This window comes from Chryseobacterium kimseyorum (assembly GCF_025971945.1).
GTDB classification, from domain to species: domain Bacteria; phylum Bacteroidota; class Bacteroidia; order Flavobacteriales; family Weeksellaceae; genus Chryseobacterium; species Chryseobacterium kimseyorum.
Genome location: NZ_JAPDHW010000008.1, coordinates 103,781 through 129,958 on the forward strand (window position 1 = coordinate 103,781; position 26,178 = coordinate 129,958).

At 36.5% G+C, this 26,178-nt stretch carries 26 protein-coding genes; 5 read left to right on the forward strand and 21 right to left on the reverse strand.

Translation table 11 applies throughout. From position 1 onward, the window contains the following. Positions 1 to 20 precede the first annotated feature (20 nt). Genes OMO38_RS12575 through OMO38_RS12585 form a run of 3 tightly spaced genes read right to left on the reverse strand, consistent with a single transcriptional unit; the run spans position 21 to position 2,244 of the window. Positions 21 to 1,058: an outer membrane beta-barrel protein gene (locus OMO38_RS12575; RefSeq protein ID WP_264750527.1), complete on the reverse strand. Its 1,038-nt coding sequence runs from the start codon at positions 1,056 to 1,058 to the stop codon at positions 21 to 23. Between the two features lie 30 nt (positions 1,059 to 1,088). After that, a complete protein-coding gene (locus tag OMO38_RS12580; protein WP_264750528.1) occupies positions 1,089 to 1,697 on the reverse strand; it encodes a hypothetical protein in 609 nt (202 codons plus the stop codon). Then, a complete protein-coding gene (locus OMO38_RS12585; RefSeq protein ID WP_264750529.1) occupies positions 1,684 to 2,244 on the reverse strand; it encodes an RNA polymerase sigma factor in 561 nt (186 codons plus the stop codon). The genes OMO38_RS12580 and OMO38_RS12585 overlap by 14 nt, the downstream gene beginning before the upstream one ends. Before the next feature lie 119 nt (positions 2,245 to 2,363). Here OMO38_RS12585 and OMO38_RS12590 point away from each other — a divergent pair, with 119 nt between their 5' ends. Beyond that, positions 2,364 to 2,522 (forward strand): hypothetical protein, encoded by a 159-nt coding sequence (locus tag OMO38_RS12590; RefSeq protein WP_264750530.1) that lies wholly within the window; start codon positions 2,364 to 2,366, stop codon positions 2,520 to 2,522. A gap of 28 nt (positions 2,523 to 2,550) precedes the next feature. On the opposite strand, the gene OMO38_RS12595 is transcribed toward OMO38_RS12590, so the two are convergent. From OMO38_RS12595 to OMO38_RS12630, 8 genes are all read right to left on the reverse strand, one after another. Then, positions 2,551 to 3,330, reverse strand: coding sequence for an ABC transporter ATP-binding protein (locus OMO38_RS12595; protein ID WP_264750531.1), 780 nt, complete (start codon positions 3,328 to 3,330; stop codon positions 2,551 to 2,553). Positions 3,331 to 3,527: 197 nt separating this feature from the next. Continuing rightward, a complete protein-coding gene (locus OMO38_RS12600) occupies positions 3,528 to 4,991 on the reverse strand; it encodes a DUF5687 family protein (protein WP_264750532.1) in 1,464 nt (487 codons plus the stop codon). Positions 4,992 to 5,183: 192 nt separating this feature from the next. Continuing rightward, positions 5,184 to 6,833 carry a DNA repair protein RecN gene (locus OMO38_RS12605; RefSeq protein ID WP_264750533.1) on the reverse strand — a complete coding sequence of 550 codons (1,650 nt, stop codon included), beginning with the start codon at positions 6,831 to 6,833 and terminating at the stop codon, positions 5,184 to 5,186. Between the two features lie 69 nt (positions 6,834 to 6,902). Next, positions 6,903 to 7,805, reverse strand: a complete 903-nt coding sequence (porD, locus tag OMO38_RS12610) for a type IX secretion system protein PorD (RefSeq protein WP_264750534.1) — start codon at positions 7,803 to 7,805, stop codon at positions 6,903 to 6,905. A 36-nt stretch (positions 7,806 to 7,841) separates the two neighbouring features. Beyond that, on the reverse strand, positions 7,842 to 9,044 hold the full coding sequence (gene coaBC / locus OMO38_RS12615; RefSeq protein WP_264750535.1) for a bifunctional phosphopantothenoylcysteine decarboxylase/phosphopantothenate--cysteine ligase CoaBC: 1,203 nt from the start codon (positions 9,042 to 9,044) through the stop codon (positions 7,842 to 7,844). 124 nt (positions 9,045 to 9,168) lie between these two features. Beyond that, on the reverse strand, positions 9,169 to 9,492 hold the full coding sequence (locus OMO38_RS12620) for a DNA-directed RNA polymerase subunit omega (protein ID WP_129535667.1): 324 nt from the start codon (positions 9,490 to 9,492) through the stop codon (positions 9,169 to 9,171). A gap of 41 nt (positions 9,493 to 9,533) precedes the next feature. Continuing rightward, complete coding sequence (locus OMO38_RS12625; protein ID WP_264750536.1) at positions 9,534 to 10,529, reverse strand: outer membrane protein assembly factor BamD; 996 nt, start codon at positions 10,527 to 10,529, stop codon at positions 9,534 to 9,536. Between the two features lie 97 nt (positions 10,530 to 10,626). Further along, positions 10,627 to 11,256 (reverse strand): TetR/AcrR family transcriptional regulator, encoded by a 630-nt coding sequence (locus OMO38_RS12630; protein ID WP_264750537.1) that lies wholly within the window; start codon positions 11,254 to 11,256, stop codon positions 10,627 to 10,629. 95 nt (positions 11,257 to 11,351) lie between these two features. Between OMO38_RS12630 and OMO38_RS12635 the strand changes: the two genes are divergently transcribed. From OMO38_RS12635 to OMO38_RS12650, 4 genes are all read left to right on the forward strand, one after another. Next, the gene (locus OMO38_RS12635; protein ID WP_264750538.1) at positions 11,352 to 11,981 is read left to right on the forward strand and encodes a TatD family hydrolase; all 630 of its coding nucleotides are present in this window, start codon (positions 11,352 to 11,354) and stop codon (positions 11,979 to 11,981) included. Beyond that, complete coding sequence (locus OMO38_RS12640; RefSeq protein WP_264750539.1) at positions 11,974 to 12,711, forward strand: tRNA threonylcarbamoyladenosine dehydratase; 738 nt, start codon at positions 11,974 to 11,976, stop codon at positions 12,709 to 12,711. Before OMO38_RS12635 ends, OMO38_RS12640 begins: the two co-directional genes overlap by 8 nt. Continuing rightward, positions 12,698 to 13,072 (forward strand): ribonuclease P protein component, encoded by a 375-nt coding sequence (gene rnpA / locus OMO38_RS12645; RefSeq protein ID WP_264750540.1) that lies wholly within the window; start codon positions 12,698 to 12,700, stop codon positions 13,070 to 13,072. Before OMO38_RS12640 ends, rnpA begins: the two co-directional genes overlap by 14 nt. Before the next feature lie 286 nt (positions 13,073 to 13,358). Beyond that, positions 13,359 to 13,967 carry a DUF4126 domain-containing protein gene (locus OMO38_RS12650; RefSeq protein ID WP_264750541.1) on the forward strand — a complete coding sequence of 203 codons (609 nt, stop codon included), beginning with the start codon at positions 13,359 to 13,361 and terminating at the stop codon, positions 13,965 to 13,967. Positions 13,968 to 14,024: 57 nt separating this feature from the next. Here OMO38_RS12650 and OMO38_RS12655 read toward each other — a convergent pair whose 3' ends face one another. From OMO38_RS12655 to OMO38_RS12700, 10 genes are all read right to left on the reverse strand, one after another. Next, positions 14,025 to 16,601, reverse strand: coding sequence for a midas domain-containing protein (locus OMO38_RS12655; protein WP_264750542.1), 2,577 nt, complete (start codon positions 16,599 to 16,601; stop codon positions 14,025 to 14,027). Position 16,602: 1 nt separating this feature from the next. After that, positions 16,603 to 17,127 (reverse strand): LPS assembly lipoprotein LptE, encoded by a 525-nt coding sequence (gene lptE / locus OMO38_RS12660; RefSeq protein WP_264750543.1) that lies wholly within the window; start codon positions 17,125 to 17,127, stop codon positions 16,603 to 16,605. Positions 17,128 to 17,144: 17 nt separating this feature from the next. Further along, complete coding sequence (locus tag OMO38_RS12665; RefSeq protein WP_047443484.1) at positions 17,145 to 17,846, reverse strand: hypothetical protein; 702 nt, start codon at positions 17,844 to 17,846, stop codon at positions 17,145 to 17,147. 27 nt (positions 17,847 to 17,873) lie between these two features. Then, a complete protein-coding gene (locus OMO38_RS12670) occupies positions 17,874 to 19,157 on the reverse strand; it encodes a sigma-54 interaction domain-containing protein (protein ID WP_264750544.1) in 1,284 nt (427 codons plus the stop codon). A 42-nt stretch (positions 19,158 to 19,199) separates the two neighbouring features. After that, positions 19,200 to 20,003 (reverse strand): tetratricopeptide repeat protein, encoded by an 804-nt coding sequence (locus OMO38_RS12675; RefSeq protein WP_264750545.1) that lies wholly within the window; start codon positions 20,001 to 20,003, stop codon positions 19,200 to 19,202. Next, the gene (locus OMO38_RS12680) at positions 19,975 to 20,490 is read right to left on the reverse strand and encodes a hypothetical protein (RefSeq protein WP_264750546.1); all 516 of its coding nucleotides are present in this window, start codon (positions 20,488 to 20,490) and stop codon (positions 19,975 to 19,977) included. Before OMO38_RS12680 ends, OMO38_RS12675 begins: the two co-directional genes overlap by 29 nt. Before the next feature lie 165 nt (positions 20,491 to 20,655). Then, positions 20,656 to 22,092: a tRNA (N6-isopentenyl adenosine(37)-C2)-methylthiotransferase MiaB gene (gene miaB, locus OMO38_RS12685; RefSeq protein WP_264750547.1), complete on the reverse strand. Its 1,437-nt coding sequence runs from the start codon at positions 22,090 to 22,092 to the stop codon at positions 20,656 to 20,658. 117 nt (positions 22,093 to 22,209) lie between these two features. After that, positions 22,210 to 22,962: an energy transducer TonB family protein gene (locus tag OMO38_RS12690; protein ID WP_264750548.1), complete on the reverse strand. Its 753-nt coding sequence runs from the start codon at positions 22,960 to 22,962 to the stop codon at positions 22,210 to 22,212. Positions 22,963 to 23,069: 107 nt separating this feature from the next. After that, positions 23,070 to 24,299 carry an MFS transporter gene (locus OMO38_RS12695; protein WP_264750549.1) on the reverse strand — a complete coding sequence of 410 codons (1,230 nt, stop codon included), beginning with the start codon at positions 24,297 to 24,299 and terminating at the stop codon, positions 23,070 to 23,072. A gap of 11 nt (positions 24,300 to 24,310) precedes the next feature. Further along, on the reverse strand, positions 24,311 to 26,044 hold the full coding sequence (locus tag OMO38_RS12700; RefSeq protein WP_264750550.1) for a thiamine pyrophosphate-dependent enzyme: 1,734 nt from the start codon (positions 26,042 to 26,044) through the stop codon (positions 24,311 to 24,313). Positions 26,045 to 26,178 lie beyond the last annotated feature (134 nt).

Consider the following 26,178-nt stretch of genomic DNA (forward strand, 5'->3'; position numbering starts at 1 on the left):
AAATATAAATGTGAAAAATCTTACCAGCCTAAAGCAATTCCGAAAACCAAAGCTTTATCGTTTTCAAAATAAGAATCTTTGAAGAAGTTGCTGAAATCTCTTTTAACGAAAACACTAAGATTGTCATAAGAAACAGTAAACTGAGCCCCATAAACAAAAGGATTCACCTGATAGTTGGAACGGTCTCTGAAACTCTGGCTGTCTCCTTTAACGATATTATTCGTTGACATTCTTACACCTCCATACACATTCGCAGTCATTCTCAAACCATCTGAATAAGGTCTGTACTGAACATCCATTCCGGCATTTTTAATTTTAGAAAAATTATACTGAAAACCAAAAGGCACCATCAAATAACCTGTTCTCAATTTAGATTTATCTAAGCTTCCTTCATATTTTGCCAACATCACATCGCTGTTCTGTTTAGCGAAAATCATATTATTGTCCGGACGAACCGTTCTCCATGAAAAACCTAATCCAGAAATCAATCCCCATGGGCTCGTTCTGCTAAATTGGTAATTGAATTTTAACCCGAACTCAAGATTGTTGGCGTAACCCAGGTTTTTATCCAAATCATTATCCGGTTTATCATTCGTCAATGTCATAATTCCGTAAGAGAAATATCCTTCAAGGCTTTTTGTGGGACGGTATTTCTTAAGCAATTGTGCCTTCAACTCTTCGTTTGAAGTTACATCAGAATTCAGAAGAGAATATCTTACCTGTTTTTGAATGACCTGATCTAAATCAAAACCTAAGGCTTCAATTTTTGTGTCTATTTTATCCGAATAGCTGTCTGCAATTTGTGCCTTGTGTCTGTCGAATTCAGCTTTTTCTAAATTTTTTGCCTGAAGAGTCGCCAATTCGCGTTCCATTAACTTTTTTTCTTCCTGAATAATTCCGTTGATTTTCGCAGCGTATTCTTCAACTTTCTCTTTAACGATCGGGCTTACCGTGGTATCTTCTTTAGACTGAAGATTGATTCCCAATGTTTTTTTCTGTGCATTAACTGAGTTGGCAACAAGGCACAACATTCCTGTGATGATAAATTTCTTAATCATAGTATTATTATTTTTTAGTTTAAAATTGAATTATTTATTATTCAGATCGATGGTTGCAACGTTGCTACCGTCTTTAGATTTATCGATGACTTCCTTATGCTCGATTGAGAAAAGCAAAGTTGAAGGATCAACATATCTTTTTTTCTTTTTCACCTGTACAGAATCAGATTTTGCGATGATTTTAGCAGGTGAATTCTGAATGATCTGAGAAGCAACCTCAGAAGGATTTTCTTTTACAAGCGGTAGATTAGGTTGAGTCTGAATTTCATGTACAACATTTTCCTGCAACGGCTGGTTCTTTACCTGAGTCAGTTTTTCCTGATCTTGATCTGTTATGATTTCCTGAGAATTGATGATTTCGGGTTGAGCAACAGTTTCAGATTCTAAAGAAGGTGTTTTTACCGCTTCAGCCATCTGTATTTTGGGATCATCATCATTATTCAAAAAAAGTACTGCTCCCAAACCGAAGATTACAACAAAGCACGCAGCCAGATAAACCCAGTTAAATTTAGATTTCATTGAACTTGAATTTTCAGTCTGAGCCTGAATTTCTGCCCACAAATCTCTTGAAGGAGTTAGCTCTCTTTCATCGATTTGTTTTTTGATGTTTTTTTCAAAACTATTATTAAACGAGTTCATTTTTCAGTTGTTTTTGTTGTTGAAAGTAAATCTTTCTTAATTTTTCTTTTGCTCTGAAGAGTTGGGTTTTGCTTACCGCCAGAGAAATGTTCAGCGTATCTGCGATTTCCTGATGCGAATATTCTTCAATTACATAGAGGTTGAAAACCATTCTGTATGCATCCGGAAGCTGATCTAAAAGTTCCTGAGCATTAAAATCAAACTCAAATATCTCTTCCTGCAAATCTTCCAGAACAGAAGCATGAACGTCATCGAGATAAAAAACCGTTTTGCGGCTTTTAATAAAATTGAGACATTCGTTGACTACAATTTTTCTCGCCCAACCTTCGAAGTTTCCTTCGCCACGAAAACTTTCGATATGTTTAAAAATTTTGCAGAATGCTTTAATCACGCAGTCTTCAGCCTGATAAATATCGCTGACGTAGCTTTTAGCCACACTCAGGAATTTCTTTACACTCTGATCATAAAAGATTCTCTGCGCAGCCGGATCCTGCCTTTTGAGGCGGCTTAGCAAATCATCTTTTTTATTTCCAAACAAAAGCTTCATGGTTTATTCTATTTGACTTCGTCGAATCTTCGATTTCTATACTAAAGACAGCAAAAGTTTAAAATGGTTACAAACTTTTTTTAATTTTTTTTAAAATTTTTGTAACCCACTGAAAATGAATGTTGTATTTTTTTGAAATTATTTTAAATATTTCTGATATGATGCACAATGATGCACCGATTATGTTGAAGTCGCCCTTTCTGGGCTTTTTAATCACAATAAACATGAACATCGGACTGCACCCGATGCTGATGTTGTCGCCCTTTCAGGGCTTTTAATTTTACTGTTGATATCTTTTAGATTTAATCAAAACGTTCCGCCCGTATTTTCTTTTGGTAAATCCTCAGTAACTACAGGCGCCTCAACAACTTCATGTTTTGCTGAGTTGACCTGATCCTCAAAATACTTTTCAAGATCGCGTAAGGTTTTGGGAGTGGTTTGGATATCACGTACGACTTCGCCTTTATTCACAACCACAATTCTGTTGCAGACTTCTGTTGTATGAGCAAGATCGTGGCTTGAAATTAAAAATGTCACTCCGTTTTCTCTTGCAAAATCACGGATCATATTTTTAAGTTTGATCTGCGTTGATGGATCTAAATTAGCAAAAGGCTCATCCAGGATAATAATTTCCGGTTTACCAATTAAGGCTCCAACGATTCCTACTTTTTTCTGATTTCCTTTTGAAAGATCACGGACGTATTTTCCTGCATTGACGATTTCGCCATTAAACAAATCATGGAACTGCTTTAAAAACTCATCTACAGAAGCTTTATTCTGCCCTCTTAATTCTCCGATAAAATAGAAATATTCTTCGGGCGTAAGGTATCCAATAAGAAAAGTTTCGTCGATGAATGCTGAAACTTTATTTTTCCATGCTTCAGATTCGTTGACTTTAATGTTATCAACGCTTACAAAACCTGTTGTAGGCTGAATTAAATCAAGCATTAAACTGAAAAGCGTTGTTTTTCCCGCTCCGTTGTTTCCAACCAAGCCGAACGTTTCGCCTTTTGTAATTTCTAAATTTTCTATATTGAGAACGGTTGCGGTTCCGTAGGTTTTCTTTAAATTTTGTATTGTAATCATGTTGTTCAATGTTGGGTGTTTGATATTTAATGAAGGATGTTAAATAATAAATTTTACATTTTAATTCCCATGGGTTTGGCTTCGCCGAATCTCTTTAATCTATTTCACCCATGGCTACTTTTGTTTGACCCTTTCGGGTCACCTAAGTTTTCTTTAACAAACCTGGGTCTTTTCCCTTTTAACTTGGTTCTTTCAACTTAATCTTTCTTAAAAGCGTCAATCGTACTGTATTTCTCGGTTTTATAAACTTTAATAATAATATCGAAGATTTTTTCGCGGAAAATAAATCCTAAAAGACCCAAAACTGCGATGCTGGTTACCGCTGCAGTAATTCCGAAGAAGTAGAAGAAAATCCCGTAAACAGCCATTGGCAAAAGCATTTTTGGCACCATCAGAATAATCGTTTTAAAAGTGAATGTATTTTTTTGCCCAACTCTCTTTTCTTTTGAATTTAAATCGATGAGATTTTTATTGTAAGCGCCCGACAAAAGGGTAAACTGTGAGTTGACACCGATATTGTAAATTCCCGCCGAAAAAAATGCGAGGTAGACATCCCATCCGAAGTATACGTAGAATAAGGCCAAGACGATAGAAAAGACCGTTACAATATTCATGAGCCACCATTTGGCTTTGATGTATTCTTTATACGGCACGTTGAGTGTCATCATCAGAGGATAATAGGCACTGTCGAAAGCCGGAACCCGCCCACCGAAAGTAAACTGAAAACCTCCGGTTACAAAAAGTCCCATAAACATCAGCGCTGCAGGAGTCTGGTAATATTTATTGGAAAACATCAGCAAACCGTAAAACACAAACATGAAACTGCCTATTACAACACCTTTAGTCACTTTGTTTCGCTTCAGCATTTTAATATCATTGTTGATAAATGTTCCGATTGCTCCGTACTTGTTCAGGAAAACGATGTTTTCGGTTTTTCCGATTTCTTTTTTAGCTTCAAGACCTTCATCAAGATAAAAACCTTTTCGGATGTAATTAAAGGTAATTCTCCACAGACCAAGGAAAAGCATAACAGGAACTACCGCAAAATAAGGTCGTTCGTACAAATTATAGAAAATCTTTTCTGAATAAGATAAAATAGGGACAATTTCGTAATAATTTAAAGCAGCAAAAACTGCAATCAAAATTCCTGCTCCGATCGCCACACTTTCTTTATCATTAAATAAAAGATTGATAAAATTATTAAGATAAAACAGAGAGGAAACTCCTATAAACCAAGTGAAAATCCCAAGAAAACCGTAGCCGTTGAAAGCTAAAATTCCACAGAATGTAACCAAAAATATGGAATTAAACCAACTCAGCGGCGTAAGAAAAGTTTTAATTAAAGTATAATTGACGACGACTTTTTTAGGAATATTCTGAGTAAGAAAAGGTTTGATATTCTGGGTTGGAATCTGCTGAATCATGTATTTGAAAACCAAATCTATAAGCCAGCCAATAATCAGAAAACGTGAAATTATTTTCAACGGATCCTCATTCATTTCTTCCTGCACATAGAAATAAGCAATGAAAGACATCATTGCAAGCCACAAAACAAAGAAACAAATCCCGACGATTCTCAAAATCTTCATTGCCAGATTAATCCCGACCGAAGAACCTCTGAAAAAACTCTTCCACTCCAGCTTCAGAAACCTTTTAAACATAGTTTACTTTTTTACATTAGTAAATATAAGGCAGAATTTGTTACAAATTTGTCCTGAAACAGGGATTTTAATTGGATTTTAATATTGTAAGAAGCTGATATATATTTAGATTAACTACAAAACTTTTTAGCTCCAAAAAAGATAAATTGGAATTATAAGACATTAAACTTTAAAATTGAACATTTAAAAGCATTACCCGATCAGCTCTTTAGCCTGCGCCATCGCCGCCTCCGTAATCTTGCTTCCGGAAAGCAACTGCGCAATCTCGTTCAACTTTTCATCTTCATTTAAGGTAATAATTGTCGACTGCGTTTTACCATTGATATCTTCTTTTACGACTTTGTAATTATCATTTCCTTTTGCAGCAACCTGAGCTAAGTGAGAGATGACGATCAGCTGCATATCCTGAGACATTTCGCGCATCAGATTTCCGATTTCTTCGGCTACTTTTCCGGAAACTCCTGTATCTATTTCGTCCAAGATAAGTGTGGGAAGCATATCGCTTTCGGCAATAATTTTCTTTACCGCCAACATCACACGCGATCGTTCACCACCGGAAATAGCAGTCTGAATCGGTTTTAAAGGAAAACCTGAATTCGCCTGAAACAAAAGCTGAATATTTTCTTTTCCGAATTGATTAAATTCCGGAACGTCGGTTAATTCGATGTCTACTTTGGCTTTTTCAAGACCTAATTTCTTTAATAAATCTTCAGCTTTTTTAATGAAAAGAGGAACAGTTTTCTTTCTATTCTTAGAAAGTTTTTCAGCCGAAGACTGAAGTGATTTTTCTTTTTTAGCGATATTGATTTCAATCTCTGCAATGTAAGCTTCAATCTCTACAGTGCCTTTCTGCTCGCCCGATAACTGATCTCTGATTTCTTTTAATTCATCAAGGTCAGAAACGTTGTGCTTAAGAAATAATGCATTGATTTTATTGTTGAGTTCAGAAAGTATGGCTAAATTTTCAGGATTGATTTCAATTTTTTCCGCTTCATCTTCCAGTTCCTGAAGAATATCCTTCAATTCAACAAAAGAGCCTTCTAACCGTTCATCCAATTCAGAAAAAGAATGAGACACATCGGCAATTTTCGACAGTTTACTTTTAGCTTCATTGAAGAAAGAAAGAATTCCGATTTCTTCCTGATGAAATCTTGAGAGTATCTGTGCAATGTTTTCAGAAATCATTCCTGCATTTTCCTGTACAGAAAGCTGATTCTGCAAATCGTTATAATCTACATCATCCAGTTTTAAATCCTCAAGTTCGTTCAGCAGAAACTGTTTATAATCACTTTCCTTAGTATTTTCTGAGAGTTGAGTCTGGAATTTTTTCAGCTGAGTTTTTAAACTTTGAAATTCTAAGAAATCCTGCTGATAGTCTTCAATAATTTTTTTATTATCTGAAAGTCCATCGATGATTTTAAACTGATAATCTGCCGTAAAGAGATTAGACGTTTCAAACTGAGAATGAATATCAATCAGCTGCGAAGTCAGTTCTTTCAACACATCCAAAGTTACGGGAACGTCATTGATAAATGCTCTGGATTTTCCTGAAGGTAAAATTTCTCTACGGATAATCGTTTGATGCTCGTAATCGAGATCGTTTTCGATAAAGAATTTTTTAAACTGATTATTCAGGTCAAATTCTGTTTCTACAACACTTTTTTCCTCGGCTTTTGAAATAGATTTTACATCTGCTCTTTCGCCTAAAATCAATCGAAGCGCACCCAAAATGATAGATTTTCCGGCTCCGGTTTCTCCGGTAATCACCTGTAAACCATTTTTTAAAGACACATCCAGTGCATCAATAAGGGCAAAATTTTTAATGTATATTCTCGAAAGCATGATGAGTGGCAGATTTCTTTATACTGCAAATATAAAATTTTAGAATTCAGAATTCAAGAACAAGATGCGTTACCTCCACTTATTCCATTTGGTATCGGTAAACTTAGGTGCAAAAATGATCATCAGTTGTTTCAGGTCATTCAATACGATCCCACCGTTGTTTCCTGAATTGAAAATATTGAAAATCTCATCATTCTTGGTATTGATAAATGTATTGAAGAAATAATTCTGCTGAAAAGAATTTTCATAAGTTTTCAACTGCATCAAGGCATCAAAAATAATCTTTTTAGACTGTGTCTGATCCTGATTGAACATTCCGTCTAAACCTGCTCTGTGATATGTGTACATCGTCTGACGAAGCTGAGCAAGATTTGGATTTAAAATTTCACCAATCAGAATCGCACGGCTTCGAGGATCGTTGATTTGTCCCCAACCTTCGTAACCTCTGTTTTGAGAATTCTGGGCAATCTGCTGTGCCTTTGTAAACCACTGTGTTCCTCCTGCAGCCTGGAAGCTGTCTGCATCATAACCTAAAATCAGATACACATAAAAACTGATGACATCAATTAAATTTTTCCCTGAAAATTGTCTTTCATTAAAAATTAAATTTTCATTTTCTACGTAGTCGAAAGCAAATTTTGTATCCTGCAGATTGATCAGCGGAGATTCGTATGAAGAACTGAAAACCGGACGGACCGCCTGAATAACGATACTTCCCTTGTATTTATTTCCATCTCTTTCACTGAGAACGATCGCGAAATTTGATTTTATTTTTTCGAAATTCTGAAGTTTTTTACCAGTCCAGCTTGTATTGTTTACAAAATCTCTAAGACTTTTCTCCAAAGCTTTAAATGCCTGCTGATTACTTCCTCCCAACTGCTGAGCATTTACCTGAACCGTCGCCAAAAGTTCCTGAGAGAAACTAAAATTGAAAAATAAAAGTAAAAATAGAAGTGATATATATTTTTTCATTGATCTGTAAATGTTGAGAACGGAAATTTATAAAAATTATTTTAGAATCTGAGCTTCAATGGTATCGAGAATATCTTTTGCTACATTTTCTTTCGATTTCAGGGCAAATTCTATTTTCTCTGTTTTAGTAAATATTTTAATTTTATTGGTGTCCTGCTTAAATCCTGCACCTTCGTCTCGAAGGGAGTTGAGAACGATCATGTCAAGATTTTTCTTTTCCAGTTTACCTTTTGCATTTTCTTCTTCATTTTGAGTTTCGAGCGCAAATCCCACTAAGAACTGATTTACTTTCTTTTCTCCCATCGTTTTCAGAATATCAGGATTTTTAATCAATTCAATCGTAAAAGAATCTTCATTCTTTTTAATTTTTTCTGAGGCTACAACTTTCGGTGCGTAATCGGCAACGGCTGCACTGGCAATTCCAATATCTATTCCATCATAAAATTCGAATACTTTATCAAGCATTTGTTTTGCGGAAGTCACTCTCTGAAGCTGAATATTTTCATGTTTTGGATTCAGAGAACTCGGGCCTGAAATCAATATCACTTTCGCACCACGCTTTGCAGCTTCTTCAGCTAAAGAAAATCCCATTTTCCCTGAAGAATGATTCCCTATAAATCTTACAGGGTCAATTGCTTCATAGGTTGGTCCCGCAGTTATTAAAACTGTTTTATTTTGAAGTGACTTTTTTTCATTTAAGCTGAAAAAATCTTCTACAGCTTTTGAAATGGTTTCCGGTTCAGCCATTCTCCCCTGCCCGATTAATCCACTTGCCAATTCTCCACTTTCTGCTGGAATTACAATATGGCCGTAATCTTCTGCCAATTCTAAATTCTGTTTTGTTGAAGGATGCTGATACATATCCAAGTCCATTGCCGGAGCGATAAACACAGGACATTTGGCCGACATATAAGTGGCAATCATCAAATTATCACACATCCCGTGGACCATTTTGGCTAAAGTGTTTGCTGTACACGGTGCCATGATCATCACATCTGCCCAGAGTGCTAATTCCACATGACTGTTCCAGGTTCCGTTGTCGCCATAAAAATCGGTATACACCGGATTTTTAGATAAAGTGGCAAGACTCAGCTTCGTTACAAAATTTTCAGCATCAGGAGACATGATCACCTGAACTTCTGCCCCTTTCTTCACAAAATCTCTAATGAGAAAATGAATTTTGTAAGCAGCAATTCCGCCAGAAACGGCTATGAGAATCTTTTTCCCGGAAATATTCATGTAGATTATTTTTAAAGCACTAAAATACTTCTTTTTTCTAAGAACGGAAACCTCCAGCAACAGCAAAGGTCATAAAGAAAATAATTTCTTTATGACCTTCATTTATAAAAAATCACCTCGGTGATTAGTTTCTCTCTTCAGTCTTTCTAAAGTACACTTCACCGTCTAGCCATTCCTGGATAGCGATGGAAGTTGGTTTTGGAAGTTTTTCGTAATGTTTAGAGATTTCAATCTGTTCTCTGTTTTCAAAAACTTCTTCCAATGTAGAATTGTGAACCGCAAATTCGTCTAATTTATTGTGTAATTCAGTACGAATTTCTGCATTGATCTGCTCAGCTCTCTTCCCCATGATAACAATAGCTTCATAGATTGAACCTACTTTCTCTTCAATCTTGTCTTTATCGTAAGTAATAGTATTTACTTCTGCTTTGGTATCTTTTACACTCATTTTCAGAAAATTATTTATTTATAAGATGGCAAATTTACGAATTATCTTTGGATTCTGAAAGTAGCTGCCGGCGGAGGTGTCTGCAACGCTGCGCTGTCTCTCTGAATCTGCATTGCCTGCTTTTCATTAGACACCTGATCCTTGATTTGCTGCTCTGTTTTAGATTCTGCTGCAATCTTATCAGCCGCTTTTTTCTGTCTTGCCGTAAGAACTGCGATTCTTTCTTCAGTCTGTTTTTTTACGATGACAAAATCCTTTTTCTCTTTCTCAAGTTTTTCTCTCAGATCTAAAGCTGTTTTAGAATATTCCGTGTTCGGAAGTTCTTTTTCAACCTGTTTTGTGAAAGACAGTGCGCTTTCAATACGCTCGTCTTTAAGATCATACACAGAATTCTGTGCCAGCAAATAACGCGACTTCATCATATAATCATAGATTTTCGGACGAAGTTTTGTACTTGGGAAATCCTCTAAAACATTTTCAAAAGCAGCACTTGTAGATTTATAGTCGGCCATTTTGAAATACTGTTTCGCATTTTCGTAGGCTTTAAATTCTAATTTGTACGACAGCTCATCAATCAGCGTATTGATGTTTTTTGATCTTTCAGAGTTAGGATAATTGGTTAAAAAATCCTGAAGCTCATTGATTGCCAATTCTGTACTTGTCTGGTCCAAGTTATAATCCATAGACCCGTTATAGTAACATAACGCTGACATATAAGCTGCTTCTTCTTTTCTGTTATCCTGAGGAAAACTTACCGAAAAACTTTTAAACTGGCTTCCTGCTAATCTATAATTTTTATCGTAATAATTCGCGTAGGCAGAATTGAAAACCACATTCGGAGCATCGTCTGTTCCAGCCACAAGATTCGGAAGTCTGTCGTAAAGGGCCAAAGCATTTTTCCATTTCTTTTTAGCGAAATTTTCATTGGCGGCTTTCAGAATAAAAGTTTTATCCGCGCTTTTCATCGCTTTATCTTGCTGACTTGTGCAAGCCGAAATGACAGCTATGGCAAAAATACCTAAAATATATTTCTTCATATAAAATTCAACAGTTTTCGGTTTTACCGACCTATTAATTTGCAAAAATATAACTTTTTTGCTAAAAGATTTTTTTTTATGATTATTTAACGCAAAATTAGTCGGCTGCGTATCCCAAAACAGCAAAAACATTCATTAAAAGATTCATTCTCACCTTTTTTTCAGCTTCTTTAGCATAGGAGTCATCATCTTTATGGGGAACATAGAGTTCATAGAAGTTCTTATTGCGAATCACGAAAAGTGTTGACCCAATAATGGTGGTAAGAATATCTTCAGGCTTCGGAGTGAACGTGAATACACCTGAGGTTACGCCTTTCTTGATGACATCATCTAATTTTTTAACAAACAGCTGGTAAAAATCGAGTAGCTCATCCTTAAGATTTTCGGTGTGACGTAACTCCTGAGTCACAAAACCATGGAAATAATTATATTTAAAAAGCTGGGCAACGATATATTTGATCATTTCTTTCAGCTGCATTTCAGGTTTACCGTCTTTGATGGTATCAGCAAATTCAGAAAAATTTTCTCTGGTTTTCAAGACGCGGTACTGATAAAGATAAGACATCATCTTTTCTTTTGAACCGAAATAATAAGAGATCATCGAAATATTGATATTGGCTTTTGAACAGATATCGCGAACCGAAGTTCCTTCGTAGCCTTTTCTTGCGATCAACTCTTCGGCAATATCTAGGATGTGAATCTGCTTATCTGTGAATTTTTTCCCCATGTGTGCTCTTTTAGTAAAGTTAAGAAATTTTTAACATATTCATAAACGAACGTTTAATAATTTTTGGTGAACTTTTATTTATCGTACTTTTGAGTATGGATTTTTTTGATTTTCATCATCATAAGACAAATATTGCTTCAGGAATCTATAATCTGCAAACCGGAAGCCAACGACTTCCCGACACACTTTTTTCCGCAGGAATTCATCCTCAGGATATTCAGCCGGAAAATCCTGACCATCAATTTGAATGGTTACAATCTGTCATTACTGAAAATTGTTTTGCCATTGGCGAATGCGGTTTAGACGGACTGGCTTCTATGGAGATGAAAATTCAGGAACAATTTTTTTTAAGACAGATTCAATTGGCCAATGAGTTAAAAAAACCTCTAATTATCCATTGTGTCCGTAAGTTTTATGAAGTGATTTCTTTTAGAAAAAAGTCTGAACAGGCGATGATCATTCATGGTTTTAATAAAAAACAAAGCGTTGCAGATGATCTTCTGAAGAATAATTTTTATCTGAGTTTTGGGAAAGCTGTTTTGTATCATCTATCTTTGCAGGATACTTTGAAAACAGTTCCTTTAGATAAGCTCTTTTTAGAAACTGATAATGACGATTTTGACATCAGAGAATTATATCAGAAAGTTTCAGAAATAAAGAAAATTTCGATAGAACGACTTCAACAACAGATTGTAGAAAATTTAGATACGATAAAAAATGGATAAGTTTTGGCTGGAAAGAACGGAACTTCTTATCAAAGAAGAAGGCATTAACATCTTGAATAATGCAACAGTTCTCGTAGTAGGTTTGGGTGGTGTAGGATCTTTCGCTGCCGAGTTTCTGGCTAGAGCCGGAATTGGAAAAATGACTATTGTAGACGGTGACACCGTAGATATTACCAATATTAACCGACAGCTTCCTGCGTTGCATTCAACAGTTGGCAAACATAAAGTGGAAGTGGTGGCAGAAAGATTGATGGACATTAATCCAAAATTAGAACTCACGAAAATCAATGAGTTTCTGAATCCTGAAAGAATGGCTGAAGTTTTAGACTCAGGAAAATTCGATTATATCTTAGACTGTATAGACAGCATCACACCAAAAGTCAGCTTAATTATTGCCGCAAAAAGAAGAAAAATTAAAATCGTAAGTTCGATGGGTGCCGGCGGAAAATCTGATCCTTCTAAAGTGATGGTAAGAGATATCCATAAAACTGCTGAATGCCATCTTGCAAAACAGGTAAGAAAAAGACTGAAAAAAGAAAAAATAGACAAAGGCATCCGATGTGTTTTTTCAAGTGAAATTCAGGATGAAGACAGCCTGAAAATGACCGACGGAAGCAATTATAAAAGATCTTTTTACGGAACAATAAGCTTTATTCCTGCGATTTTCGGATTGTATGCAGCTGCAGAAGTCATCAATCATTTAGTGAAAAAGGCTGATGCAGAACTTTAAATATCCGAAAGCGGAAAAACTTAAAAAAAAGGATGAAATCACTTTGCTTTTCGAGAAAGGCAAGTGGAAGAACAGTAGTAACCTGAGAATTATTATTCTTAAAAATCATCCTGATTTACTGACTGAAAATGTTAAACTCGGAGTTTCCGTTTCTAAAAGATATTTTAAAAAGGCCGTTTACAGAAACCGGATTAAAAGACTTTTGCGGGAATGCTATCGTCTGAACAAAGATTTATTTAAAGAATCTTTTGGAGAGAAAACTGCGGCGATGCTGTTTTGGGTTTCTCCCGAATTGCCTGAAAAGTTTCAGGACGTTGAAGCACAGTTTATTAAATTGTGTCAGTCGCAGAAAAAGGCTTGAGTTTTAATTTCCCACGGATTTCACAGATTTTTTTTATTTTAATTTATTCTCGCTGATTGAGCGGATTTTGCAGATTTCATCAAAAAAAAAACATTTTGTTTGTCATTCCGTAGGAATCTAAACACCTATAGTAAGCGTCGTTGAGATTACTAATGAATGACAAACATATTTTAAAACATCTAAACTGTATTTAGTGATGATTTTAAGAGCAATTATTTCATTATTTAAATTCCAATTTACATTTTATATTTTTTTGTAGCTTTAAGCAAACAATTGACGAATAAAAATGTTAGATCAAGTTCCGTATTTACCTTATATCATGAGTGCCTTCATCGGCATCGGGTTGGCTGCTGCTTCAGGTTTCAGAGTATTTTTACCCATGTTTGCAGTAAGCTTAGCTTCCTATTTTCACTGGATTCCGATGAGCGAAAGTTTTGAATGGCTTTCAAGCTTACCCGCATTAATTACGACAGGAATTGCAATGATTGCTGAAATTTTAGCATATTATATTCCTTTTGTAGATCATTTGCTCGATACTATTTCAATTCCAATGGCAACGGTTGCAGGATCTGTACTTTTTGCAAGCCAGTTTGCCGATTTGGGCACATTTCCGCAATGGGCATTGGCTCTGATCGCCGGTGGTGGAACGGCTGCAACAATCAGTTCGGGGTTTGCAGGAATTCGTGCGGCATCCACTGCAACGACAGGCGGACTTGGAAACTCAGTAGTTGGAACTACCGAAACTGCAGGTGCGGGAATTATGGCGATCTTAGCAATGGCAGCACCTTTCATAGCGGCTATCTTTGCAATTATCACACTCATTCTCGTTATTGTTTTTGGACGAAAAGCATGGCGAAAACTGAAAAACAGAAAGCAAATAAATGCTAGTCATTAATAAAAAGAAAAACGGCAGAAATTTAATTCTGCCGTTTTCTTTTAGTCTAAAAATACTTTAATTCTTGTTTCTGCTATCTTTAATTTCCTGAATTTTTGCTTCAAAATATTCCTTTCGGTCTGGGAATTTATTCGCTAAAATCAAAAACGCATTTACTGCTTTGGAATAGAGTTTTTGTTCGATATACAGATTGGCTAAAGTCTCGGTCATCAGATGCGAAATATCGTCTGTCTTTTCCTTTACCACAAAATTAACCTCATCTTTTAGCTGGCTGATTTTAGGGTTATTTTCAATGAATGACTCAATAACTTTATTTTTAATCTCAGTTTTATCAACTGGCGTTTCTTCCACACGGTCGATCTTCAACCAGCTTTGCCAGGTATTGATAAATCCGGGAACATTGCTGTCATCGATTTTTTTCTGAGCCATCTTTGCCTCCTCTGCTTTGGAGTCTGCTTTATCTTTCTGATCAGATTTGTAGGAAAGTCCTAAACTTGCAATATCTGACCCAAAGAATGAAACGTTCATCACTGGAACTTCACCATTTTGTTGATCCTGACTTTCTTCCACGTCCGTTTGATTTTCAGCTGTCTCAGATACTACTTCAGACTCTTCCACTTCAGCAGTTTTATCCACTTTAGGTTCAGCTGGAAGTTCTTCAACTATCGGTTGGGATTTCGGAGCTTCTTCGACTATTTGAACTTCTTTTTCCGGCTGGGTAACTTCTGCAGGCTTATTGAGTAAAGAATCGGGGCGGCTAGCTTCAAAACTCATCGGTTTCCAGGTTGAAACCGTTTCTGTTTCGGGTTCAGCATTTGGAGCTTCGTCTTTCACCTCATCAATTTCGACTTCAGATTTCTCTTCCTCAAGTTTCTCTTCAACGATCGCCTCAGCTTCCTTCACAACGACCTCTTCTGCAACTTTCTGCTCTTCGCCTACATGAAAAGCCTGAGTTTCTGCAAAACTGATATCGTGGCCAATTTCTTCCTCATGAATATCTGCCTTTTCCGGTGCGTTTTCTTTATTTGCTCTCATTCTCTTCTCCACTTCTTCTATCAAACGTCGCATTTCGTCTTCATGCTTGTTGATATTTGACTTTGGAGTTTCAAATGAATTTTCTAACGTTTTGTTGGATTCTATCTTAACTTCCGGAAGAAAGGAATCTGTACCATGGAAGCTTAATTCGGAATCGTCATTAACTTTTTCAGCAACTTTTTCAGAATCGATTTTGTCTTCATTAATAATCACCTCTGACTTTGGAACTTCTGTTAATTCCTCTGCTTTATTTTTTTGAGATTCAATATCCTCATCATTCGAAGCTGCTGTTTCTGCTGGGAAAGATTCAACTTTCTGAAAGCTTATTTCAGATTCATCCTCTACATTTTCCTCAACTTTTTCAGAATCTAACTGATCTTCATTAATGATGATCTCAGACTTTGGAGCCTCACTGATTTTTTCTGTTTTATCTACATCGGATACCGTTTCAGAATTCAGTTTTTCTTCTGACGGAATTTCTGTTTCAGCAGTAAATGATTCAACTTTCTGAAAGCTTATTTGAGATTGATCCTCAACTTTTTCAGGAACTTTTTCAGAATCTAACTGATCTTCATTAATGATTATCTCAGACTTTGGAGCCTCACTGATTTTTTCTGTTTTATCTACTTCGGATACCGTTTCAGAATTCAGTTTTTCTTCTGACGGAATTTCTGTTTCAGCAGTAAATGATTCAACTTTCTGAAAGCTTATTTCAGATACATCCTCAACTTTTTCAGCAACTTTTTCAGAATCTAACTGATCTTCATTGATGATTTCTGCCGATTTAGGAGCTTCGGTTAGTTCTTCCTGTTTATTTAAATCTGATTCAGGTAAAATTTCCTCTAAATTCAATTCAGCATTATCGGTAATTTCTTCCACCTGCGTTTCCGGTAATGGAGTTTCAGTAATTTCCGGTTCCGAGGATGTTCCGGCCAATTCTTCAGCCACAATCGCATCTTCTTTATCCTGTTCAGAGATATCACTCTGGTTAGAAACTGGTTTGTGAGTTACAATAACCCCAGATTCCAGCGTAGATTCAAGATCAATGGTTTCATTATTATCTTCATCCAGAAAATTTTCTTCACCATCAAACAAAATTCTGTTCCGCTCACCTTTTACAACCAAATGTTTAATTTCAGGCTTGTCGGCAATTAGACCTTCAGAAGCTGCCTCATAATCATGATCCGAGAAATTTTTTGTTGTATTTCTCACAGATTTTTCTTCAGACAGATTTTTATTTTCTGCCACTTCAATGTTTTCCGTGACGGGACTTACAGCAATTGGTGTTTCATCAACCGGATTGTCAATGATATTTTCAGGAGCTGTTTGCGCCTTTTCTACAGCGATTTCGGGCTTAATCTGCTGAATCTTTCCGTTGATTAATTGATACAGTATTTTTTTGTCTGTCGTATAAGCTGCCGTGGTAGAAAGTGCTTTCTGGTAATTTTCTTTATCGTAAAGATGCACACCATACAGATGCAGCGCTCTGATGTTTTGAATATAGGGGAAAGAATTAATTTCCTCCTTCAAAAGATGCAGATCTTCTGACTGAATATTTTTCGGGTTTTTTAATAATTCTAAAACTCTATTATTTATCATCTTACCAATTTGCTACGATGTCGTTAAATATTTTGTTGATAATTCTGTCGGTTGCGATTTTCACCTGAGAAGTTTCTATGGCACTTTGAGACAGATTACTGTTAAAAACTGCCTCATCAGAGTAAGTTCTGTCGAAACTCACATCAGGATGCAGTTTATTTTCGTAATGAACCTTTACTGTAATTGTCAGTTTATTCTGAGATTCCTGAATTACACCTCCGGCGGATGTACTCTGAGTTGTTGAACTGATCGTAGTTGGAGTAATCGAGTAGTCTGTAATCTCACCTTCAATCAGAATATCAGGATTCTGTTTTGTTCCTTTAAGAGTTGTACGCTGAACAAATCTATTCTGAATATCTGTGGAAAACTGCTGAGACAAAGTAGGGTTGACCAATGGAGAATTATTAGGGAATTCGTTGATCTGCACCGTCTTTTCATCAGTTAGGGATGATCCTGTAAAACTGTAGCAGGAATTTAAAAATCCAACACAAATAATTAAAAGAAAGAGGTTTTTCAGCTGACTCATTATATAATTTTTAAATCTTAATATTTTTCCTGGATTCCAATCTCTGAAATCTCGTCGTGCTCTATCTGCGAAATTGCATCTTCATAAGCAAAATAATTACCTACATAAACGAATGGCATTGTAGCCAATAAACCAATACCGCAGGCAAGAATACCCGCATACATGATTATAACCAATACCAATGAAAATAAGAATATAGATACCAAATTACCTTTGGTCATAACTTTTGAAATATTCCATGCAGTTTTTACATCAGTTACATCTTTTAAAGAAATCAATGCCGGAATATAAAATCCTTTCAGCAGAAAATAGATAAGAACAGCATACACAGCCAGAATAAAAGGAAACATGATTAATCCTAACCACGGAGACGGATCATCACCTTGCGTATACGCTATGGCAGGCATGAATATAAGAAACGGAATGTATATTAACATAAATGCTCCTATCAAGATAAGTTGAATTACAAAATAGGGCATGAATTTGTCGAAATTAAAAACGTCTCCCGGACTTGCCTGCTGACCTTTGTTCAGCTTTCGAAGATATTGATAAAAATTTCCTACGCCCAGCATACCGCAGAACGGAATAATTCCCATTACCATACAGCACAAAAATGCTACGAAGATATTTCCGAAATCTTTTTTCATCATCTCAAAGCCTTTGCTTAGATAATCTCCTAATTTGAAATTGATTGGCTTTGGGGTTAAGTTTACGTTCATAATTTTTTTGATTTAATGTTTATTGATTTAGTCTTCTAAGTTATATTGTTTTATTTTTCTGTACAGTGTTCTCTGAGAAATTCCAAGTTCATCAGCGGCTCTGTTTCTTCTTCCGTTATGCTTTTCCAGTGCTTTGATTATCAGATCTTTTTCATTGTTCTGAAGTGATAAAGATTCTGGTCGGTTTTCTTCCACTTCAATATCTTCAAAATCTTCGTAGCTGTCGTCTGAGTTCGAAATAATGGTTGGATTCTGAATATTCTGACTGTTATTATTTTCAAAAAACAACAAAGAATTCGGACTGGCGTTTTGTTGCGGCTCAGGCGTGTAAATCCTGTTAATCAAGTTCTTTTCCTGATTGCTTAGATCTGATGTTCCTCTGTTTTTTATCAATTCCGAAGTTAAGGATTTTAAATCATTAATATCATTCCTCATATCAAAGAGAATTTTGTACATAATTTCTCTTTCGTTTCCAAAATCGGTCTGTTTTTGTGCGTGAGGTTGGTTGACCACCATTGGTAAATGAGAATCCATCGGGATGTATTCTGCCAATTTAGCTACCGTAACACTTCGGTCGGTTTCTACAACCGTCATCTGCTCTACCAGATTTCTCAGCTGTCGCACATTTCCGGGGAATGCGTAATTTTCGATATAATGAACTGCACTTGCCTCAAGTTGTAACTCGGGCATTCTGTATTTTTCAGCAAAATCGATCGCAAACTTTCTGAAAAGTAAATGAATATCGCCTTTTCTTTCTCTCAAAGCCGGCATATCGATCTGAACGGTATTCAGACGGTAAAAAAGATCTTCACGGAATCTGCTGTCCTGAATAGCCTTCATCATATTGACATTCGTCGCTGCAACAATTCTCACATTGGTTTTCTGAACCTGCGAAGAACCTACTTTCATAAATTCACCGCTTTCTAAAACTCTTAATAGACGAACCTGTGTCTGCAAAGGCAATTCACCCACCTCATCCAGAAAAATCGTTCCGCCATCTGCTACTTCGAAATATCCTTTTCGGGTTGCTGTTGCCCCCGTAAAGGCTCCCTTTTCATGTCCGAAAAGTTCGGAATCAATCGTTCCTTCAGGAATTGCTCCACAGTTGACAACGATATAAGGCTGATGTTTTCTTTTCGATTCTGAATGAATAATTTTTGGGATAAACTCTTTTCCCACACCACTTTCCCCGATAACCAAAACGGAAATATCTGTTGGTGCTACCTGTATAGATTTTTCGAGTGCACGGTTGAGCGCAGGAAAATTCCCTATGATACCGAAACGTGCTTTTATAGATTGTAAGTCTGCCATTTTATTGATTTAAAGATTAAAAAAAATTAAAGATTTTAAAATTTACAGTTCTTCTATTTGTGTTCTGTAAACTTTGTTGAAATGATGAGTGTAACCATCTTTCATGGTTCTACCTTCATCGTAGCGTGTCAAAGCCATCTTTTTTAAATCTAAATAATCTTTATTTCTAATTTTCGCAACTTTACTTTTAAAATATATATTTTCAGCAAAATCATTCTGCTTACTTTGTTTTTCGAAATTTTCTAAAGCTTTATCGTATCTGCCAAGTTCGAAATACGTTACACCAAGCTGGTAATGATCATAAAAACCAACATTATGATCTTTTTTTGCTAGCTGATTCTCAATCAGGGAAATTGCTTTCTCTTTTTGTCCTAAGGCCGAATAACAAAGCGCCTTTGCGATATGCAATTCGTAATCTCCATTCTGAGAATACCCTAAATAACCTGTAGGATAAATTTTCTCTAAAGCCTCAATATCTGCAACTGCACCTTTGTAATCTCTGAGAAATTGATATTTACACCATCCACGATATCCCAAATGTCGAGCAGGATCAAGTTCTACGGCTTTATCAATCAGTATTTTCCATGAAATAAAATCTCCTCTCTTTAAATATGGAACTGATTTTTCCATATAAAGATTTGAAAAATCGGGACAGAGCACTATTGCCTTATCAAAACCTTCCTGAGAATCTTTTGAACCCTGATCATATTTTTCGAGATAGTTGTAGATTTCACAGGCTTTTTTACAGTCGTCACTTTGCATGACATTGCAGTTTACCTGCGACTGTAAATTAGAATAAACTACAAGAATTAGAAGGCTAAGGTAGTATTTCTGAAACTTTTCCATTCTCAATTTTATAGGTTAAATATTGGTAATAATCCCATGTTCTTCCTTCATCTTCCATCGGAATCCAGCCGTCTAAGTTTCTTGTAAAACTGAAAATCTGATCTGAAAACTTTTTGTCAAAAGTCATTTCTTTATATTCTTCATTGATCTGCTGTACTCTGAACAATCCTGTTTTACCTTCACAATTGACTAAAAACCGTATGGTAATGTAACCATTTTCATTTTTGGATGAAACGATTTTTGCTTTTTCCAAATCTTTGATAATCGCTATTTTCTCACCTCTGTATTGTAGTGAAGAAGAACCGGGACCGCTGTAATACTGATTCCCAAGATCTTTTTCATAGCATCTTTTAAAACTTGAATCATCTAATTTTTCATCAAATACAATATCTCCTACATGATTCTGATATTTTGAAACTGCAGATTTTTCTGTCTGACAATTAATCAGAAGAGGAATTAGTAGTATGATGAGAAATACGTTTTTCATTTTGTGTTGAGTATAAAACCTTATGTTCTTTTAAAATGAATACACCCAAAAATTTGTTTTGAAACCTGCTTTGCAGCCCGACTTGAGTGGAGCTCTTTTTGTGAGGAGGAACGACGAGCAAAAAAGCGGGAACGGAGGGCGGATAAAGCTGCCATAAAAAACTAATTATTTCACAGTTTCCCCTAAAAGTGTGCCCTGTGTATTATCAAATACAAAAACATCCACAATGTCACCTAACTTCTGACCTTCCAGCATATCAAAAACGCAAACTGCATTTTGAGAGTTTCTGCCTTTCCATTGGTTTTTATTTTTCTTTGAAATCCCTTCAATCAAAACACTGTGAACTCTCCCTACATAACCCTGCATTCTTTTTCTAGACAACTCGCCCTGCAAAGCAATGACCTCAGCCAAACGTCTCTGTTTAACGTCAGCCGGAATATTGTCTTCCATTTTTTTATGAGCCGGAGTTCCAGGTCTCTCGGAGTAGGAGAACATATAACCGTAGTCATACTCTACTTCTCTCATCAGGCTTAAGGTGTCCTGGTGATCTTCTTCAGTCTCATTACAGAAACCGATGATCATATCCTGAGAAAACGAAATATCGGGAACGATCTCTTTCGCTTTTCTTATTAATTCTAAATATTCTTCACGGGTATGCTGTCTGTTCATGGCTTCCAGCATTCTGTTGCTTCCGCTCTGAACCGGTAAGTGGCAGTAGTTGCAGATGTTGTCATGTTTCGCCATAGTTCTGAATACATCCAGGCTCATATCCTGAGGATTCGATGTCGAAAATCTGATTCTCATCTGAGGAACAGCTTTGGCAACTGAATCAAGAAGTTTTGAAAAATCAACAGCAGTAGCTTTCTGCATTTCTGAAGCTTTGGCAAAATCTTTTTTAGGACCACCACCGTACCACAGATACGAGTCAACATTTTGTCCGAGAAGGGTAATTTCTTTATAACCACTTTCCCACAGACTTCTACATTCTTCTAAAATAGAATGCGGATCGCGGCTTCTTTCTCTACCTCTAGTAAACGGAACGACACAGAAAGTACACATGTTATCGCAGCCACGGGTAATCGTCACAAAAGCAGTTACACCATTTCCACCCAAGCGGACGGGATTAATATCTGCATAGGTTTCTTCTTTTGAGAGAATTACATTGATGGCATCTCTACCGTCTTCGGTTTCCTTTAAAAGATTAGGTAAATCTCTGTAAGCATCCGGGCCAACAACGAGATCAACCAACTGTTCTTCCTCTAAAAATTTAGTTTTAAGCCTTTCAGCCATACAGCCGAGAACACCAACCGTCATGTTTGGGCGTTCTTTTTTCAGATTTTTGAACTGCGCAAGACGCATTCTCACGGTCTGCTCAGCCTTTTCACGAATGGAACATGTATTTAATAAAATCAAATCAGCTTCTTCAACTTTCAGTGTGGTGTTGTAACCCTGATCATTAAGAATAGAGGCAACGATTTCAGAGTCAGAGAAATTCATCTGACAACCGTAGCTTTCTAAAAAAAGTTTTTTTGAATTTCCGGTTTTCTCTGCAATTGCAAAAGCTTCGCCCTGTTTGGTTTCGTCTATATATTTTTCTTGCACTGTTTCTGAGTTTGGGATTTGAGATCTAAGATTAAAATGCTGTGCAATTTCAAACTTTAAATTTCAAATCGATTGAATTTGCAAAGATACAAAATATTGTGACAGAATGGCAGGAGTTTAACTTGGATTCCCAAAGCTCATTGGAAGCCTGAATCTATACCTTACCGGAACACCATGAATTTTTGCCGGACTCCATTTTTTCTTAACATTCTTAATACCGCTGATTATTCTTTTATCAAATTCAGGAACGCCTGAAGAGTTTTCCAGTGTTATATCTTCAATTACACCTTCAGTATTTACCGTAAAAAGAGCGACCAGCTTAAAACTCTGTTTCCACTGAAAGCCATCCAGATGAATCTTTTTAACCACTTCCGAACGAAATTTATTAATTCCATCAGGTAAGCCTTCAAGCAAGGCCGGCTCAGATTCAACCGTATATCCTTCTTTATAATTTTCAAATAAAGCGTCTGGGAAAATATGATAACTTGCAACACCCTGTTTTTTCGCACTGTCAACCTCCAGAGGCTTCCATTTATTCATATATTTTACGACCTGAAGACCGAGATTATAGGCGCATTTATTGTTTTCTGCCATCCCAGAGTTCATTTCATCTTTTAGATATTTTACAGAACCCTCTTCTGTTACTATTACTTTCATAAGATAAAGCTCGTTTTTATTTTCGCAGGGCTCCATATTTTTATCTAAAAGTATCTGATGAAAGTCCTTGTAAAACTCCTTGTCTCCTCCTTTATACGGTTCGTAACCATGAGGATAATAATAATACAGAGGTTCGGCAACTTGCGCAGATAGAAAATTAGAAACCAGGGCTAGTGCAGAAAACGCTATCAACTTTTTTATCATGATTGTCATTTGTGGTTTTTTAAATTTCAGCAAATATAAAAATTAGCTTATTTAGACAAAAGAAAAACTTCACACCTGAGTGTAAAGTTTTATTCACATTTATATTAATTAAAATTTTAAGCTGTTACAGTCTGATTTTTAACCCTACTTCCAGTTTCCTTTAACAGGAATGAAATTAAAATCGCCAACACAATCCCACCAATCCAGAAAAATAAAGAGCTTTGAAAATGGACACCAGCATCCGACAGACCGAGGCTTTTTCCAAAATAATAAGTAAAAACTGGACTTAATAATGTTGTAACCCCAAAAGTGATGAAATTTATTGCGCCCGTTGAGCTTCCTTTCACAAAATCAGGGTTAGCCTCTTTGATCACAGAATACGGAATCATCGCTGCTCCAGAGCCAACTCCCAGAATAAACATCGTGAGTTTTGCAGAAATTAATTCCGGAAAAAATGCGAGTTGTAAAAGACTTAAAATCATTACAATCGCTCCACCTACCAACACTGGTTTTCTTCTTCCTATTTTATCGGTAATAAATCCTAGTAACGGACAACCGAAAACCCAACCAAAAGCCACCATTCCGCTGGTTACCGCAGCGTCATGAAAAGCAAACTGTTTATCCGTTTCGAAAAAGGCGACTGCCCACGTCATGGCAAAGATAGTTGTCGGTGCAAACAGCAATCCTGAAATTAAGCCACAGAGCCATGATTGAGGATTTTTAAAAACAATTTTATACGTTTCGAAATAGCCTAGTTTTTTAGAATGATTTTCGTCTTCCTTTTCTGAATTTTCTTTTGGAGTCACAAAATAAAGAGCCACGGCTGTAATGATCGTGAAAATTCCTGACCAAAGCCAGAATGTATCAATATCCATCCCCAAATCGACCCACGGACCAACCAAAAACTGTCCTGATGCGCCACCTAACATTCCTAAGCATTGGGTAAAACCAATTGCGGTTGCTAAAGATTTAGAAGAAAAACCTTTACTCGCCAGATAAACACAACCAGGAAATGCGAATGCACAACCCGCTCCCTGTAACAGTCTTCCTGAAATTCCGGCAAACTGGCTTGAAATTAAAAACAATAATGCACCAATTCCTAAAATTAAGGTTCCCACAAATAAAGATTTTTTGCCTCCGAATTTGTCTAATGCAATCCCGGCCAACAAACTACAGGTAGAATACGTATAATAATAAGTTCCAATCATCCAGACGAGATCAAGATTATTGGTTTTAAAATGACTTGCTAATTGTGGCAACATCACTGCAGGAGCAGATCTGATGACGTAATCTAAAAAATAAAAAACAAGCCCGAAAACCCAGGCGATAACATAAAATTTCTTCAAAGAACTACTCATTACAACAATTCCTTGATATGTTTATAATTACTTTTTACAGTATCTAAAGCCTCTTCCATTTTTCCGCCCAACATCAGCTGCGCCATCGATTTAGTCATGCCGATCACCTGTTCAAACTCAATTTTTGGAGGTAACGCCAGAGCATTTGGATTCGTGAAAATATTTAATAGATATGGGCCATCGTGGTTTAAGCATTCGGTAATTGCTCCGGCAACCTCTTCCGGCTTGTGAACATTTTTTCCGGGATAACCCATCGCCTGAGCGATCATTGCAAAATCAGGGTTGATCATATCGGTTTCATTGTCCGGCATTCCGCCTACTTCCATCTCGAGTTTTACCATTCCCAAACTTCTATTGTTGAAAACAATCAGTTTTACCGGCAGTTTATATTGGAAAATAGTTGCCATATCGCCTAAAAGCATTGACAGACCACCGTCACCACACATCGCAATCACCTGTCTTCCGGGATAAGCCAGCGATGCACCAATTGCCATTGGCATTGCATTCGCCATCGATCCGTGGTTGAAAGAACCCAACATTTTTCGTTCGCCGGTTCCCGTAATAAATCTTGCTCCCCAAACGCAGCACATACCCGTATCAACAGTGAAGATCGCATCATTTTTAGCCAGCTGATCTAAAGTATGAGCAACATATTCAGGCTGAATATTGTCTTCGGTACCAAATTCCTTTACATAGGTCAACTGATGTTCTTTTACTTTTTCATAAAATTCCAACTGCTGATTCAGGAAATTGACATCTGTCTTTTCTTTTAATAGTGGAAGTAAAGCTTTTATGGTTTCTTTTACATCGCCTGTAAGACCTAACTCCAGTTTTGCTCTACGACCCAATCTTTCTGGACTTTCGTCAATCTGAACAATTTTATTTTTTAAAGGCATAAATTTCTCGTAAGGGAAATCTGTTCCTAAAAGTAGTACAAGATCAGCTTCATGCATGGCGTGATAAGCTGAAGGCAAACCTAATAGTCCAGTCAATCCTACTTCATTTGGATTATTTGGCTGAATAGCCATTTTTCCACGGAAAGAATATCCTACCGGAGCTTTTAAGTATTTTGCCAATTCCACAACCTCAGCATTCGATTTTTCTGCACCGATACCACAATAGATCGTTACCTTTTTGCTATCATTAATCAGACCGGCCAAATGATTTAATTCTTCATCTGACGGACGGATTACCGGATTGGTTTTAAAAATCTGATTGGAAGTCGTCGCTTCTTCAGCATCCAACTCAGAAACATCACCGGGAAGCCCGATTACCGCAACACCCTTTTTTGAAATGGCATGTTGAATCGCTGTCTGCAAAGTTCTCTGAACCTGTTCAGGTCTCGTGATCATCTGATTGTAATAACTACAATCGTCAAATAATTTTATGGTATTGGTCTCCTGAAAATAATCCATCCCCATTTCATTGCTTGGAATGGTAGAGGCAATGACCAACATCGGAACGTGAGATCTGTGAGCTTCATAAACTCCGTTGATCAGGTGAACGTGACCCGGGCCGCAACTACCTGCACATACTGCAAAACCGTCAAGTTCTGCTTCAGCAGCAGCTGCATAAGCTCCAACTTCTTCATGCCTAACATGAATCCACTCGATGCTGCTTTTTTTTACAGCAATATTTAAATGATTTAAACTGTCGCCGGTTACGGCGTATATTCTTTTGACATTGGCATTTTCGAGCATTTCTACAATCTGCTCTGCAATATTTTTAGCCATAATTTTACTATTTAGATTAATTTCTACTATGAAAATAGAATTTGAAATTAAATTGTCTCGCAGTGATTCGGACAATATAAAAATCAAATTTAGTTAATTAAAGATTCTTAAAGAAACAATGAGTGAACTTTATT

Excerpts from the sequence above, each read along its gene's own strand:
- OMO38_RS12575 (WP_264750527.1), bottom strand. The coding sequence starts at position 1,058 with ATGATTAAGAAATTTATCATCACAGGAATGTTGTGCCTTGTTGCCAAC.
- OMO38_RS12580 (WP_264750528.1), bottom strand. The coding sequence starts at position 1,697 with ATGAACTCGTTTAATAATAGTTTTGAAAAAAACATCAAAAAACAAATC.
- OMO38_RS12585 (WP_264750529.1), bottom strand. The coding sequence starts at position 2,244 with ATGAAGCTTTTGTTTGGAAATAAAAAAGATGATTTGCTAAGCCGCCTC.
- OMO38_RS12590 (WP_264750530.1), top strand. The coding sequence starts at position 2,364 with ATGTTGTATTTTTTTGAAATTATTTTAAATATTTCTGATATGATGCAC.
- OMO38_RS12595 (WP_264750531.1), bottom strand. The coding sequence starts at position 3,330 with ATGATTACAATACAAAATTTAAAGAAAACCTACGGAACCGCAACCGTT.
- OMO38_RS12600 (WP_264750532.1), bottom strand. The coding sequence starts at position 4,991 with ATGTTTAAAAGGTTTCTGAAGCTGGAGTGGAAGAGTTTTTTCAGAGGT.
- OMO38_RS12605 (WP_264750533.1), bottom strand. The coding sequence starts at position 6,833 with ATGCTTTCGAGAATATACATTAAAAATTTTGCCCTTATTGATGCACTG.
- porD (WP_264750534.1), bottom strand. The coding sequence starts at position 7,805 with ATGAAAAAATATATATCACTTCTATTTTTACTTTTATTTTTCAATTTT.
- coaBC (WP_264750535.1), bottom strand. The coding sequence starts at position 9,044 with ATGAATATTTCCGGGAAAAAGATTCTCATAGCCGTTTCTGGCGGAATT.
- OMO38_RS12620 (WP_129535667.1), bottom strand. The coding sequence starts at position 9,492 with ATGAGTGTAAAAGATACCAAAGCAGAAGTAAATACTATTACTTACGAT.
- OMO38_RS12625 (WP_264750536.1), bottom strand. The coding sequence starts at position 10,529 with ATGAAGAAATATATTTTAGGTATTTTTGCCATAGCTGTCATTTCGGCT.
- OMO38_RS12630 (WP_264750537.1), bottom strand. The coding sequence starts at position 11,256 with ATGGGGAAAAAATTCACAGATAAGCAGATTCACATCCTAGATATTGCC.
- OMO38_RS12635 (WP_264750538.1), top strand. The coding sequence starts at position 11,352 with ATGGATTTTTTTGATTTTCATCATCATAAGACAAATATTGCTTCAGGA.
- OMO38_RS12640 (WP_264750539.1), top strand. The coding sequence starts at position 11,974 with ATGGATAAGTTTTGGCTGGAAAGAACGGAACTTCTTATCAAAGAAGAA.
- rnpA (WP_264750540.1), top strand. The coding sequence starts at position 12,698 with ATGCAGAACTTTAAATATCCGAAAGCGGAAAAACTTAAAAAAAAGGAT.
- OMO38_RS12650 (WP_264750541.1), top strand. The coding sequence starts at position 13,359 with ATGTTAGATCAAGTTCCGTATTTACCTTATATCATGAGTGCCTTCATC.
- OMO38_RS12655 (WP_264750542.1), bottom strand. The coding sequence starts at position 16,601 with ATGATAAATAATAGAGTTTTAGAATTATTAAAAAACCCGAAAAATATT.
- lptE (WP_264750543.1), bottom strand. The coding sequence starts at position 17,127 with ATGAGTCAGCTGAAAAACCTCTTTCTTTTAATTATTTGTGTTGGATTT.
- OMO38_RS12665 (WP_047443484.1), bottom strand. The coding sequence starts at position 17,846 with ATGAACGTAAACTTAACCCCAAAGCCAATCAATTTCAAATTAGGAGAT.
- OMO38_RS12670 (WP_264750544.1), bottom strand. The coding sequence starts at position 19,157 with ATGGCAGACTTACAATCTATAAAAGCACGTTTCGGTATCATAGGGAAT.
- OMO38_RS12675 (WP_264750545.1), bottom strand. The coding sequence starts at position 20,003 with ATGGAAAAGTTTCAGAAATACTACCTTAGCCTTCTAATTCTTGTAGTT.
- OMO38_RS12680 (WP_264750546.1), bottom strand. The coding sequence starts at position 20,490 with ATGAAAAACGTATTTCTCATCATACTACTAATTCCTCTTCTGATTAAT.
- OMO38_RS12690 (WP_264750548.1), bottom strand. The coding sequence starts at position 22,962 with ATGACAATCATGATAAAAAAGTTGATAGCGTTTTCTGCACTAGCCCTG.
- OMO38_RS12700 (WP_264750550.1), bottom strand. The coding sequence starts at position 26,044 with ATGGCTAAAAATATTGCAGAGCAGATTGTAGAAATGCTCGAAAATGCC.